This is a genomic window from Autumnicola patrickiae (genome assembly GCF_031846525.1).
In the GTDB taxonomy this organism is placed as follows: Bacteria; Bacteroidota; Bacteroidia; order Flavobacteriales; family Flavobacteriaceae; genus Autumnicola; species Autumnicola patrickiae.
On sequence record NZ_JAVRHM010000018.1, the window covers coordinates 66,909 to 80,596 of the forward strand.

Genomic DNA, 13,688 nt, shown 5'->3' on the forward strand with positions numbered 1-13,688 from the left:
AAATAACCTTTATGCTATTATAGAGGCTAAATAAAAAGAGCCGTGACATTTTATCACGGCTCTTAATCTCCCTAAGGTCAGGAAACTATTTTTCTCCCATAAAAGGGTATCGGTAATCTGTTGCCGGAACAAAAGTTTCTTTTATTAGTCTAGGAGAAACCCAACGTAACAAATTAAGCTTGGACCCTGCCTTGTCGTTTGTACCACTGGCTCGTGCTCCTCCAAAAGGCTGTTGACCTACAACAGCTCCCGTAGGCTTATCATTAATATAAAAATTACCGGCAGAATTTTGAAGCTCCTTCGTTGCCTTTGCAGCTTCGTAACGGTCGCCAGAGAAGATAGCTCCTGTAAGACCATAAACATTATCATCTACCAGTTGCAGGGTTTCATCCCATTTATCATCTTCATATAAATAAATGGTCACCACAGGTCCGAATAACTCGGTACACATGGTTTCGTACAACGGATTAGTTGTAAGAATTACCGTAGGCTCTACAAAATAACCTTCAGATTTATCATAATTACCTCCTACAATAATTTCAGATTCTTCGTCATTTTTTGCCTGGTCAATATATTTGGCAAGTTTATCAAAAGAACCTTCATGAATCACTGCCGTAATAAAATTCGACATGTCTTCGGGAGATCCCATTTTGAATGACTTTACATCTTCCACTACAAAATCCTTTATTTCTGCCCAAAGGCTTTTTGGTAAATAAACTCTGGAAGCGGCACTACATTTTTGTCCCTGGAATTCAAAGGCTCCCCTGGAAATTGCAGTAGCGACCTGTTTAGGATTAGCGGTTGGATGGGCTACAATAAAGTCTTTCCCTCCTGTTTCCCCTACAATCCTAGGATAAGATTTATATTTGTGAATGTTGTTTCCAATCTCTGCCCAAATGTTTTTGAATACGGTGGTACTTCCGGTATAATGGATTCCGGCAAAATCAGGACTGTCAAGGATTACATCGGTAATCATTTGAGGATCTCCCATCACCATGTTAATCACTCCGTCTGGTACTCCTGCTTCTTTAAATACTTCCATTATTACTTGTGCAGAAAAAACCTGACTATCACTTGGCTTCCAGATAGCGACGTTACCCATTAAGGCGGCACTGGAAGGAAGGTTTCCTGCAATTGCCGTAAAATTAAATGGGGTAACAGCGTAAACAAAACCTTCGAGCGGACGGTACTCCACGCGGTTCCAGTTTCCTTCAGAAGATTCCGGTTGCTCATCGTAAATCTGTGACATATATTCCACATTAAATCGAAGGAAGTCACAAAGTTCACATGCCGAGTCAATTTCAGCCTGATAGATATTTTTAGACTGGCCAATCATTGTGGCCGCATTTATTCTAGCTCTATATGGTCCCGCAATTAAATCGGCAGCTTTTAGAAAAACAGCAGCACGTTGCTCCCATTCCAGATCAGCCCATTTTTCACGTGCTTTCAAAGATTCTTCAATGGCTTTCTCAACGTGATTTTTACTGGCTTTATGATAAACGCCCAAATCATGTTTGTGATCGTGAGGCGGATGCATCGTTGCCGTATCCCCGGTCTTGATTTCTTCAGAACCAATATACAGCGGCACTTCCATTTTGGTATTGTATAATTCTTTATACGTATTTAATACTTCTTCTCTTTCCGGGGTTCCTGGTGCGTACGATTTTACTGGTTCGTTGGTCGCGACAGGGACATGAAAAAATCCTTTTCCCATAATATCTTCTGATTTTTTTTTAATTAAACTTGAGTTCTAAAGATAAAAAAATTAGGCGGCTTTGCAGTATTCCCCTGGTCTATTCACGAAAGCTTAACTTTTTGTGTAACTTTCAGAAAAATGATGAAAAAACAATGTGCACGGTTACTTTAATCGCCACGCCTGAAATCAGGAATGGTTTTATCCTCACCTCCAACAGGGACGAAGCCGTAGGAAGAAAAACTTTAACGCCCGATTGGGAACTATATAAGGGTGTTAACCTATTTTTTCCTAAAGATGCTGTTGCGGGTGGGACATGGATTGGAGTAAGCGAAAGATTGAGAACAGTTTGTCTTATGAACGGTGGTTTTCAAAATCATAAGAGAAAGGATTCCTATCGAAAGAGCAGGGGGGTGGTGGTGAAAGACTTTCTGGCTGCGGAAGATCTGGAACTAACAATTATGGATTACAATTGTGAAGATATTGAGCCTTTTACGGTGATTCTTGTGGATTGGCATAAGGAGTTGCTCTTTCTGGAGTTTGTATGGGATGGAAATGAAAAGCATATTAAAAACTTACCGCAGACCGAACATATCTGGTCGTCTTCACCTCTTTATTCTGAAGAAATGAAGGCTTTAAGGCAGCAGTGGTTTACTGAATTTCAAAATGAAGGAGATATAAACCCTGAAAAATTGCTGAAGTTTCATCACACCGGTGGGATTGGGGATAAGAAGGTGGATTTGATAATTGATAGAGGTTTCTTGAAGACGCAGAGTATTACACAGGTCGATAATTGCCATTTTGAGACACGCTTTTGGTACAAAGATTTGAACCAATCAGTCGTCTTTGAAAAGAAAATAAAATTCTGAACTAGTTTAAAGCAAAAGGAGCGCTTAACTTGAATGAAGGAATTTTTACTCTAAAATTTCGGGTAGATGTGAAATTTACCATATTATAATGTCCGCTCATCGAGCCAAAAGGTCCGTTAAGTAAACAGCCGCTTTGGTAAGAATGGCTTTCTCCAGGTTTAAGAATAGGTTTTTTGCCTATTACACCTTCGCCCTGTACAACTTCGGTTTTATTTAAAGCATCCTTGATCTTCCAGAAACGGGATGTTAGCTGTACAGAATCGTTACTTTGATTTTCTATGGTAATACGGTAACCAAAAGCAAAACGGATCTTGTACTCCTTAAAGAAAACTCCTTCAAAGTTTGTTTCTACTGAAATTTTTATACCGCGCGTTACCTGTTGGGTCATGTTCTAATATATGGCAAAAGATGCAAGCAATGCAATTGCTGCTGTTATTATAGCTAAAATAAAGAATATGGTGGTGAGTATTACGAACTTTAGAACGGTTTTAACACGTTTTTGATTGTAAAATTTTCTTAAAGCTTTGTATAAGTAGAAGACAAATGTAAATCCCGCAATAGTTGTTCCCCAATCTCCTGATATAAAATAATCGAAAAGAAGTGCCAGGGAATATAGTACAAAAAAGGTGGTTTGAACGTGAAAAGCAAAAATAAGGTGCTCCATATAGTTAAAGGGCCTCCTTATATAAAGCAGCCATATAAATAGGGCGAATATTGGCAGGTAAAAGAAAATTATAAAGGGTAGCTTACTGATGAAGTAAGTGACAAAAACCTGCGGATTGTCCATTAGTAAATTCCAGTCTACCGCCTTTTTATAAAGCCACTCGTTATAGCGGGAATGAACGTAGTTAAGGCTATCGAGAGCTCTGGTTGCATTTGCAATTTTTGTTTCTTTATAAAATTCGGAAAAAACATCAAACCGTTTCGAGCTGGAATTACTTAAACTCATTGTGTCCAGTGCTTCCTGGGTGACATAAACTTCCTTATAAGATGCCTCTTCTTGCAGGGCTGCAGCCAGCGAATCTGTGCTGAATTGCTGATCTCTTAAACCGGGGATTTTATTGAGTTTTTCATTAATTGCTTTTAGGCTGTCCTGTGGAACGGTGATCAATTCTTCCTGAAGTACTTCCCGGTCATTGTCAAAATCCATGTCATCCAGGGAATTTGTAAAACTCATGAGCAGGAAGAAAATAATTGAAGCACTCAAATAAAACCGGAAGGGATTAGCATATCGCGCTCTTTTGCCCTGGATGTAGTCTTTGGAAATCTTACCGGGTTGGAATAATAAAGCTTTCAGTGTACGCTGGAAACGAGAGTCGTAGGCAAAGATTCCGGAGAAGAATTCAGAAAAGAAATCGTCGAAGTTTAATTTTTTTGTGCTATTTAATTGTCCGCAGTTAGAACAATAAACATCGCTGCGATCCAGAGGATGTCCACAGTTAAGACACTCTTCACCACGATACTTTCGCAGAGAACGGTTGTTTTTCATATACCTTATGAAAAATTAGTTGCTAATATTTACCGAATTTGCAGTCCCAAGGCCTATCACCCGATCATAACGGGCTCCTGGCATTCTATAGTAGACCACCACCTGATACTCGTTTTCTGTTTCGTCATGATTTCCGCTGATAAAACCTTCATTTAGTATTCCATTGGGTTCCAGAAGTACATACTTATAATTGTAAAACCCTTGTTTAAAAAGCCGCACACCTTCATAAAAGCCCGATTCTTCATTAAAAGTAAGTTTGGTAGTTTCATCCAACTCAAAATTATTAAATTTTCCATAGAGATGAATCTCCCCACCATCTAATGGATCATAATTTTTTAATTGAAAATGAACCCATACATATTCGGCTTCCAGATCAGAATTTTGTCCCCTGAGATTTCTAACTACAAAACCTCCGTTAATATCCGGGTTAAAGGTGTAAGGTTCGCCGGCACGGGTAAAATCCTGGAATAAATGATGATGATAAAGTTCATTAACTTCAACAAAATCGATGTCTGCCGTAGTTGCCCTTAATTCTTTGTTGTCGAATTGAATATATTCGTTGCCTCCCCAAAAGGCAGTTTGTTGATCATATCTATAAATAAGCTCATTTCCCATAGTATATTGAGGGCGCACACCTTTAAGAGCGGTTTTGAAGTTTTGATTTTGTAAAATCAACACCTTAACGTTCTGCTCTGGATTCTTTAACAAAAAATCGGGGGAATTAATGCTGAAATTAACAATCTGTTTCTGATCTATAAAATTTAGTTCTCTTGATCTTTTAATAGCGACCCCCACCTGGGCAATAGGCTGGTAAACTACAAATTTTCTGGAGAAAACCAGTTCTCTTTCGGCATTAAAAATTTTGATCATATAATTTCCCGTAACCTTGAGATTTCCGGTGTCGCTGTTAGGTATTTGCAGTTCGTAATGAGAAAAAGGCTGAAGCGTATTTAGCGAATTCTGATAATTGAAGATCCTGATATCGTCAAAACCTTCAAGGTATTCAGCTTTGGTAAGTTGCGAGAGGCTCCAGTCATAATTATAGTGCTGAATAGTATAGTAATAATCGGCCTCATCCCCAATAATATCGTCAAAACTTAAGTTAATCACTTCTCCTAATTGCAAAATAGGATTTCCGCTTTCAGGACTACTGCTGCCGCTTAGCTGAATGCTGCGAATATAATTTGGAGGAAGGATTTCGTGTTCTATCTGGGCATACATACAGCTGTTAATGCTCAAAAAAAGAGAGAAAATTAGAAAGAATTTCATGGTTTAAATATAACTACAAAAATATAATTGATAATAAAGAAGTTTAGCTGCTCTTTTTTTAACAGTTGCCGAAGTAAAATTCTGCTATTTGTTGGGAAAAATGAGGTTAAAATTCATAAATTTGCACCACTTAAAAAAAACAAAATTTTAACATACACCCCATCCTATGTCAAAAGACATTCGAATAAGTAGAGGTTTATCTCTTAATTTAGAGGGAGAGGCGGAAAAGGAACTTTTAGAAGCTCCAAGATCTAAGACCTACGCTATTAAACCGCCGGATTTTCACACAGTAGTACCAAAAACGGTTGTAAAAGAAGGGGCTAAACTTCTTGCCGGTGACGAAATATTCTTTTCCAAATATACCGGAGAAGTTCGTTTTACCAGCCCGGTTAGTGGTACCATCAAAGAAATTAGGCGCGGTGCGAAACGAAGGATCATGGAAGTTATTATTGAAGCAGATCCAGAGGATTCCTACAGGGAATTTGGTAAAATGGATGCTTCTGCAACTGGTGCCGAGGATGTAAGAGCAAGGATCCTTGAAAGCGGTTGTGGTGCTTTTATTAATCAGCGACCATACGATATAGTTGCCGATCCTAAAGATGAGCCAAAAGCGATTTTTATTTCAGCTGTTTCGACTGCTCCTTTAGCTGCCGATAAAGGATTTATTATTAAAGATAAAGTAGCGGCTTTTCAGGAAGGAGTAAACGCTCTTAGAAAATTAACCAAAGGCCTGGTTCATCTTTCTGTAGATGATAGTTCTGCTGCTTATCTTAAAGATATTAAAGGAGTTGAGTTGCACAATGTTAAAGGTCCTCATCCTGCGGGTAACGTGGGGGTTCAGATTCATAAAATTGATCCTATAAATATAGGGGAGCGAGTGTGGACGGTTTCTCCTGAAGATGTTGCGATAATAGGAAATGTTTTTCTTACCGGGCGGTATGTTGCAGATCGTACCATCGCTGTGACCGGAAGTGAAGCTAAAAACAGAAAATACTTCAGGACTAAAATCGGAGCAAATGTCACCGATTTGATTGGAGAGGTTCCTGATGATGTAAGGATTATTTCCGGGACTGTTCTTACCGGACAAAAACTTTCGAATCATCAGTATATAGGTTTTTACGACAATGAAGTCACTTTAATTCCTGAAGGTAATAAATACAGGATGTTTGGATGGTTGCCATTCACTTACAACAATATACACTCCAATTCCCGTACATCTCTTTCCTGGTTAAGTGGTAAAAAGTTTAAACCTACTACTAATTTAAATGGAGAAGAACGTGCGCTGGTAGTTACCGGGGAAATGGAAAAAGTTCTTCCGATGGATATTTATCCTATGCAATTAGTAAAAGCCTGTCTGGCAGGTGATATTGAAAAAATGGAAACCCTGGGAATATATGAAGTTGCTCCTGAAGATTTTGCTCTTGTGGAGTATGTGAATACGTCCAAGATTGAAATTCAGGAGGTTATTCGTTTAGGTTTGGATTTAATGATTACTGAAGTAGGATAAAAAGAAGTTCAATTATGGAATGGATTAGACAGAGATTAGATAAAATTAAAGAACCATTTGCAAAAGGTCGTAAATATGAGAAATTTGCGCCTGCAATAAATGCATTAGACACTTTCCTTTTCACACCTAATCATACTACTCAAAAAGGTGCTCATATTAGAGATGCTGTAGATTTAAAGAGAGTAATGATTACAGTGGTGTTAGCACTAGTTCCTGCATTGATTTTCGGGATGTGGAATACAGGTTATCAGTATTACTACCAGCTTGAAAATGCAGGTATTATAACCGACTTTACTTTTTGGGAAGCCCTTGGTCATGGTGCTTTAAAAGTACTTCCTATGGTGGCTGTTTCTTACGGAGTAGGATTGGGAATCGAATTTGCTTTTGCCGTATATAGAGGACACGAAGTTAACGAAGGTTACCTGGTGACAGGTCTTTTGATACCATTGATTATGCCTGTGGATATTCCGCTTTGGATGGTGGCATTATCTGTAATATTTGCGGTTTTAATAGGAAAAGAAGCTTTTGGAGGTACCGGAATGAATATTCTTAACCCGGCACTTACAGCAAGAGCATTTGCATTCTTCGCTTACCCAACTTATATGTCTGGTAACGAAGTTTGGGTTAGTGAAGCGTACGAAGTAGATGCAGTAACCGGAGAGACTATTCTTGGATCCCTGGCAGCAGGTGATGAAGTAGCCTATAACGCCATGAATATGTTTACAGGGATTATTCCCGGATCCATTGGTGAAACTTCTACTTTATGTATTCTTGCCGGAGCTTTACTTTTAGTTTTAACAAAAGTTGGAAGTTGGAGAATTATGCTGAGTGCTTTTATAGGAGCTGCGGTAATGGGCTTAATATTTAATGCTTTGCCTGCGATGGGGCTGGAAGGAAATGAACTAACCAACTTTCCCTGGTACCAACATCTTATAGTTGGTGGTTTGGCCTTTGGAATTGTATTTATGGCGACAGACCCTGTTTCGGGTGCGCAAACCCTTAAGGGAATGTGGATATACGGATTCCTTATAGGTTTTCTCTCTATCATGATCAGGGTATTCAACCCTGCTTACCCTGAAGGAGTGATGCTGGGAATTTTATTGATGAATGTTTTCGCTCCTACGATAGATCATTATGTAATTCAGTCTAATGTAAAGCGACGAAAGAAAAGAATAAATACTACTAACGCTCAAGTTGAAACAGCAGTTTAGTTATGGAAGAAAAATCAGTAAATAAAACGAATAGTAACGGCTATACCTTTCTTTTTGCTATAATAATGGTATTGGTAGTAGCAACAGTGCTGGCTTTTACAGCCACCTCGTTACAGCCTACGCAATATGAAAATGTGCGTCAGGAAAAAATGCAGAGTATCCTCAACACCATTGGGATTGAAACCGACCGTGCCGGAGCTGAAAGTTTATACAACCAGTACATTACAGAAACTGTGGCATTAAAGCCAGACGGTACTGTAGATGAAGGTGTGGATGCTTTTAACGTAGACCTTGCGAAGGAAATAAAGAGGGACGATTCAGAACAAATTTTTCCGCTTTACATTGCCGATTATGAAGGTGAGAAGTATTATATCATTCCGTTAAGGGGGAATGGACTTTGGAATGCCATTTTTGGGTATATTTCACTACAGGATGATATAAATACTATTAAAGGGGCAACTTTTGATCACCTAGGTGAAACTCCGGGATTGGGAGCGCAAATTACCAAGGCCTGGTTTAGAGAAAGTTTTGCCGGAAAGAAAATTTTTAACGAAGCCGGTATGTTAGAAGGAGTTTCAGTAGTAAAAGGAGGTGCTTCTACAGACCATGAGGTAGATGCTATTTCTGGAGCAACAATTACGGGAGACGGAGTTTCTGATATGATATCTGAGAGATTACAACATTATCTACCGTTTTTTGAAGAGCAGAGAGACATTAAAATTACAGAGTAATTATGGCTAAAGACAACAACCTTACTTCCGAAGAAAAGGAAGCGAAAAAGAAAGAAATGATCTTGTTCCTCTCAGATTCTGAGGAAAAAGAAAGTTTCTTGTCTAAAGACAACAGAAAATTATTAACCGATCCTTTGGATGACGATAACCCGATTACCGTTCAGGTACTGGGTATTTGTTCAGCCCTGGCAATTACTGTTCAACTGGAACCAGCGGTGGTAATGGCCATTGCGGTAATGGCGGTAATGGCATTCAGTAACATAATCATTTCGATGTTGCGTAATATGATCCCAAGTAGGATCAGGATTATTGTTCAGCTGGTAGTTGTGGCATCTCTTGTGGCACTTGTAGATCAGGTTCTGCGGGCTTATGCTTATGACGTTAGTAAACAGCTATCGGTATTTATTGGTTTGATTATTACCAACTGTATAGTAATGGGGCGTCTTGAGGCTTTTGCACTTGGGAACGGAGTATATAAATCTTTCCTGGATGGTATTGGTAATGCTGCTGGATACGGTTTAATCCTTATCATAGTTGCTTTCTTTAGAGAGCTTTTGGGATCAGGAAAACTATTTGGATACGAGATTCTGGGACATCAGGGCACAAGTGCGGCCGAGTCTACAGGTCTTTATGCGCTGGGTTATGAAAACAATGGTTTAATGTTGCTTTCGCCTATGGCTTTAATTGTTGTAGGGCTCATCATTTGGGTACAACGTGCACGTAACCGTAAACTTATAGAAGAATAAATTAAAGCCCACGAGCTTAAAGAAAGATATTATGGATTATGTAAATTTATTTGTACGGAGTATTTTCATAGAAAATATGATTTTTGCCTACTTCCTGGGAATGTGCTCCTACTTAGCAGTGTCAAAAACAGTAAAAACAGCTGTAGGTTTAGGTGCCGCAGTAATATTTGTTTTAACTATTACAGTACCTATTAACTATTTGCTGGATAATTATCTGCTTCAGGCGGGGGCATTAACCTGGCTTGGAGAAGATTATGCAAGTGTGGATCTTAGTTTCCTTAGTTTTATCATGTTTATTGCTGTAATCGCATCCATGGTTCAGCTTGTGGAGATGATTGTTGAGAAATTTGCACCGGCTTTATATGGTGCACTGGGTATTTTCCTTCCCCTTATAGCAGTAAACTGTGCAATTTTGGGAGGAGCGCTTTTTATGCAGCAAAAAGATTTTAGTTATGTCACAGAGGCTATAACTTATGGTTTTGGTAGTGGTGTTGGCTGGTTTTTGGCAATACTTGGTATCGCTGCCATTCGTGAAAAAATTGCCTACTCAAATGTACCTGCGCCGCTTAAAGGACTTGGAATTACATTTATCATTACCGGGTTGATGGCTTTAGGCTTTATGAGCTTTATGGGAATTAAATTATAATCGTAAAACAAGGACAATGACAGTTATAATAGCAAGTGTAGTTGTATTTTTAGTGTTGATACTCTTATTGGTTTCCGTCCTTCTTGGAGCTAAGGCCAAATTAATGCCCTCAGGGCCGGTGAATATTAATGTAAACAACGAGAAAGATATAGAAGTAGGTTCGGGTGGTACCTTACTTTCCACTTTAGGGGAGAATAAATTGTTTCTTCCTTCTGCCTGTGGTGGTGGTGGAACCTGTATCCAGTGTAAGTGTATAGTAGAAGAAGGAGGAGGAGCTATTCTACCTACTGAGGAGCCGCACTTTACCAGGAAAGAAATTGCCGATGGGTGGCGTCTTGGCTGTCAGGTAAAGGTGAAAGAGAATATGAAGATCACCATTCCTGAAGAAGTCTTCGGAATTAAAAAATGGGAAGCTACAGTTGTAAGGAATTATAATGTGGCATCATTTATTAAGGAATTCGTTGTTGAGATTCCTGAAGATATGGATTACAAGGCTGGTGGATATATCCAAATTGAAATTCCTAAATGTGAGGTTAAATTCGAAGATATGGACATTACTGCCCATCCTGAAGAACACGATACTCCGGATAAATTTAAAGCAGAGTGGGATAAGTTTGGTTTATGGCCACTTGTGATGAAGAATACAGAAACTGTGGAGAGAGCATATTCTATGGCTTCTTACCCTGCAGAAGGAAGGGAAATTATGCTTAACGTTCGTGTTGCTACTCCGCCATGGGACAGGGCTAAAGAGGGATGGATGGATGTTAATCCAGGCATTGCTTCTTCTTATATTTTCTCAAGGAAAAAAGGTGATAAAGTAACCATTTCTGGTCCTTATGGAGAATTCTTCATTAATGAGAGTGATTCAGAAATGTTATATGTTGGTGGTGGTGCAGGGATGGCGCCTATGCGCTCCCACTTATATCATCTTTTCAGAACACTTCAAACAGGAAGAAAAGTTACTTACTGGTACGGTGGGCGTTCAAAAAGAGAATTATTTTACGTAGAACACTTTAGAGCTTTGGAAAGGGATTTTCCTAATTTCAAATTCTATCTTGCCCTTTCAGAACCTATGGAAGAGGATAACTGGAAAGTTAAAGAAAGCCTGGACGACGAGGGAGATGGATTTGTTGGATTTATTCACCAGGTCGTTATTGATAACTACTTGAATCACCATGAAGAGCCGGAAGAAATCGAGGTTTATTTCTGTGGACCGCCGTTAATGAACAAAGCTGTTCAAAAAATGGCTGAAGATTTTGGAGTTCCGCCGGAGAATATCAGGTTTGATGACTTTGGAGGATAATTAATATAATCCCGCTTCGGCGGGATTTTTTTATCTTTGAATATGGCAGAATTAGATAAACAACAACTCCACAATGTCGCAATGAACATAGTTGGAGATGATCTGGAAGCTAATGGCTACGAGTTTCTTGGTGTAAACAGTAAGCTTAAAAGGAATCCGCAGTTTGTAGCTTTAAAAGATAAAAAACTTCATTTTGTAATTGTGCGGGCTATACAATATCCGGAAAATCCTAAAAACTTCGACCGTGGTTTCATGGAGTCTATGAAAGAGCACGCCCTTAAATTTAACGCACGCACCTTCTACGCAGGCGTGGGATTAGCAAATTCAGCAGATTATGAAAAACCTATCACAAGTGATGAAGATTATGTTGTTAACTATAATGGCTGGCAGGAGATCTAAAATAAGGAATAAGTGTTTTCTTCTTTTAATTCTTATTGGCTTCTTTAGTTGTAGTGAAGATAAACCTGAAAAAAATATAGCTTCAGGATCTGCTCTTGGCACCACTTACCATATATCATATTTCTCCGCTTCAGAACTCGATGTTGAAACTTCACTGGATTCTATTTTCAGGGTAATAAATAAATCTATGAGCACCTATCAGGATGATTCTGATATTTCCCGGATCAATGATGGTGAAATCGATATTGTGGTGGATAGTAATTTTGTTGAAGTCTATAGATCTTCAGAAAAAGTTTTCAGGGAAAGCAGAGGTTATTTTGATCCTACAGTTGGGCTTCTTGTAAATGCATATGGATTTGGTCCAGAAGGCTATGTAAAGAACCCTCAGAGCTATGAAATTGATTCAATAATGACATATATCGGTTTTGATAAACTAAGCCTTACAGCAGATCGCAGGATTAAAAAGGAATTTTCTGAAGTTCATTTGGATTTTAATGCCATTGCAAAAGGTTATGCCATAGATGTTATTGCACTTTATTTCGACAATAATAATGTGGAAAATTATCTTATTGAACTGGGTGGTGAACTGGTAGGAAAAGGTAGGAATATAGAAAGTGATAATCCCTGGAGGGTTGCAATAGATGATCCGCGGCAGGAAGAGGGAGAACGAACTTTTCAGACCGTTTTGGCGCTGGAAAACCGCGCTTTGGCAACATCAGGTAATTACAGGAAGTATAGGGAAGATACACTTACAGGAGAAGCTTATGTGCACACTATTAATCCTCTTACAGGAAAGGCGCAACAGAGCAACTTGCTTAGTGCTTCGGTTCTGGCAAAAAATTGTACGCTTGCAGATGGATACGCCACTGCTTTTATGGCGCTGGGATTGGAAAAATCGAAAGAAATGCTGGACAGGATAGAAGATGTGGATGTGTATTTTATTTATGCCAACAATGATAATAAAATTGCTGTTTTCTCTTCTGAAGGTTTTAAGGACCAGATTCAAAAATAATCTACTTGTGGCACACGGGGATAATCTCTCCCTTAACAAGCCGATATTTGTCAATTTCAGAGGGTGATAGTTCTGATGTCATATCTACTTCTTCAACTTTAAAACCTATGTTTCTAAGTTTATCAAAATAATCCCTTCCGTAGATTCTTACGTGATCATATTGACCAAAAATGCGTGCCCGTTCTTTTCTATCAGTAATAGAATCGTCTTCAAAGGTTGTTTTTCGGCTTAAATCTTGCGGAATCTGCAAAATAGCGGTTCCACCGGGTTTTAAAACCCTGTAAAGCTCTTTCATGGCCTTAGTATCGTCTGGAATATGCTCTAACACGTGGTTGCACAGGATAAAATCATAGGCATTATCTTCAAAAGGTAAATTATTGATGTCTGCTTTCACATCGGCCAGTGGGGAATTCAAGTCTGTGGTAATATAGTCGATATTTGCCAAATTTCGGAAGCGGCTATAAAAAGCCTGTTCGGGGGCAAAATGGAGTACTTTAAGATCTTCAGTAAAGAAAGACGTTTTTCTCTCCAGGTATAACCAAAGCAACCGGTGGCGCTCCAAAGACAGGGTAGAAGGGGAAAGCACATTTTCCCTTTGCTTTCCATAGCCATAAGGTAAAAATTTTGCAAAACTTCTGCCGTCTATAGGATCTGTATAACGATTACCCCGCAGTGCAGTTCTTAATGCGGGACGGATTAAATAGCTGAAACGAATAAGGAGAGGACGCGGAATGGTGTTGAGGAAAAATTTAAATACTCTTTTCATTCAGTCAAAATGTAGGTCTGTTAGCTGAAGATGATAACGGAATTTCT

14 protein-coding genes are annotated in these 13,688 nt (G+C 38.9%); 9 read left to right on the plus strand and 5 right to left on the minus strand.

The window, feature by feature from the left end; all coding sequences use genetic code 11:
• Positions 1-85: 85 nt before the first annotated feature.
• Positions 86-1,714, minus strand: a complete 1,629-nt coding sequence (pruA, locus tag RM549_RS14670) for an L-glutamate gamma-semialdehyde dehydrogenase (RefSeq protein WP_311686142.1) — start codon at positions 1,712-1,714, stop codon at positions 86-88.
• A 101-nt stretch (positions 1,715-1,815) separates the two neighbouring features.
• On the opposite strand from pruA, the gene RM549_RS14675 reads away from it, so the two are divergent.
• Complete coding sequence (locus RM549_RS14675; protein WP_311686144.1) at positions 1,816-2,562, plus strand: NRDE family protein; 747 nt, start codon at positions 1,816-1,818, stop codon at positions 2,560-2,562.
• A 1-nt stretch (position 2,563) separates the two neighbouring features.
• Here RM549_RS14675 and apaG read toward each other — a convergent pair whose 3' ends face one another.
• The 3 genes from apaG to RM549_RS14690 are packed head-to-tail and all read right to left on the minus strand — an operon-like array spanning position 2,564 to position 5,320.
• Positions 2,564-2,950 (minus strand): Co2+/Mg2+ efflux protein ApaG, encoded by a 387-nt coding sequence (gene apaG, locus RM549_RS14680; RefSeq protein ID WP_311686146.1) that lies wholly within the window; start codon positions 2,948-2,950, stop codon positions 2,564-2,566.
• A 3-nt stretch (positions 2,951-2,953) separates the two neighbouring features.
• Complete coding sequence (locus RM549_RS14685; RefSeq protein WP_311686148.1) at positions 2,954-4,051, minus strand: DUF3667 domain-containing protein; 1,098 nt, start codon at positions 4,049-4,051, stop codon at positions 2,954-2,956.
• 15 nt (positions 4,052-4,066) lie between these two features.
• Positions 4,067-5,320, minus strand: coding sequence for a type IX secretion system plug protein (locus RM549_RS14690; protein ID WP_311686150.1), 1,254 nt, complete (start codon positions 5,318-5,320; stop codon positions 4,067-4,069).
• A 166-nt stretch (positions 5,321-5,486) separates the two neighbouring features.
• On the opposite strand from RM549_RS14690, the gene RM549_RS14695 reads away from it, so the two are divergent.
• Genes RM549_RS14695 through RM549_RS14730 form a run of 8 tightly spaced genes read left to right on the plus strand, consistent with a single transcriptional unit; the run spans position 5,487 to position 12,875 of the window.
• Complete coding sequence (locus RM549_RS14695) at positions 5,487-6,827, plus strand: Na(+)-translocating NADH-quinone reductase subunit A (protein ID WP_311686152.1); 1,341 nt, start codon at positions 5,487-5,489, stop codon at positions 6,825-6,827.
• 14 nt (positions 6,828-6,841) lie between these two features.
• Positions 6,842-8,038 carry an NADH:ubiquinone reductase (Na(+)-transporting) subunit B gene (locus RM549_RS14700; protein ID WP_311686154.1) on the plus strand — a complete coding sequence of 399 codons (1,197 nt, stop codon included), beginning with the start codon at positions 6,842-6,844 and terminating at the stop codon, positions 8,036-8,038.
• A gap of 2 nt (positions 8,039-8,040) precedes the next feature.
• Positions 8,041-8,769 carry an NADH:ubiquinone reductase (Na(+)-transporting) subunit C gene (gene nqrC / locus RM549_RS14705; protein ID WP_311686156.1) on the plus strand — a complete coding sequence of 243 codons (729 nt, stop codon included), beginning with the start codon at positions 8,041-8,043 and terminating at the stop codon, positions 8,767-8,769.
• A gap of 2 nt (positions 8,770-8,771) precedes the next feature.
• On the plus strand, positions 8,772-9,515 hold the full coding sequence (locus RM549_RS14710; RefSeq protein ID WP_311686158.1) for an NADH:ubiquinone reductase (Na(+)-transporting) subunit D: 744 nt from the start codon (positions 8,772-8,774) through the stop codon (positions 9,513-9,515).
• Positions 9,516-9,546: 31 nt separating this feature from the next.
• The gene (nqrE, locus tag RM549_RS14715) at positions 9,547-10,161 is read left to right on the plus strand and encodes an NADH:ubiquinone reductase (Na(+)-transporting) subunit E (RefSeq protein ID WP_311686160.1); all 615 of its coding nucleotides are present in this window, start codon (positions 9,547-9,549) and stop codon (positions 10,159-10,161) included.
• Positions 10,162-10,177: 16 nt separating this feature from the next.
• On the plus strand, positions 10,178-11,464 hold the full coding sequence (gene nqrF, locus RM549_RS14720; protein ID WP_311686162.1) for an NADH:ubiquinone reductase (Na(+)-transporting) subunit F: 1,287 nt from the start codon (positions 10,178-10,180) through the stop codon (positions 11,462-11,464).
• A gap of 42 nt (positions 11,465-11,506) precedes the next feature.
• Positions 11,507-11,863 carry a DUF8840 domain-containing protein gene (locus RM549_RS14725; RefSeq protein ID WP_311686164.1) on the plus strand — a complete coding sequence of 119 codons (357 nt, stop codon included), beginning with the start codon at positions 11,507-11,509 and terminating at the stop codon, positions 11,861-11,863.
• Positions 11,799-12,875 carry an FAD:protein FMN transferase gene (locus RM549_RS14730; protein WP_311686166.1) on the plus strand — a complete coding sequence of 359 codons (1,077 nt, stop codon included), beginning with the start codon at positions 11,799-11,801 and terminating at the stop codon, positions 12,873-12,875. Before RM549_RS14725 ends, RM549_RS14730 begins: the two co-directional genes overlap by 65 nt.
• A gap of 1 nt (position 12,876) precedes the next feature.
• On the opposite strand, the gene RM549_RS14735 is transcribed toward RM549_RS14730, so the two are convergent.
• Positions 12,877-13,641: a class I SAM-dependent methyltransferase gene (locus RM549_RS14735; RefSeq protein WP_311686168.1), complete on the minus strand. Its 765-nt coding sequence runs from the start codon at positions 13,639-13,641 to the stop codon at positions 12,877-12,879.
• Positions 13,642-13,688 lie beyond the last annotated feature (47 nt).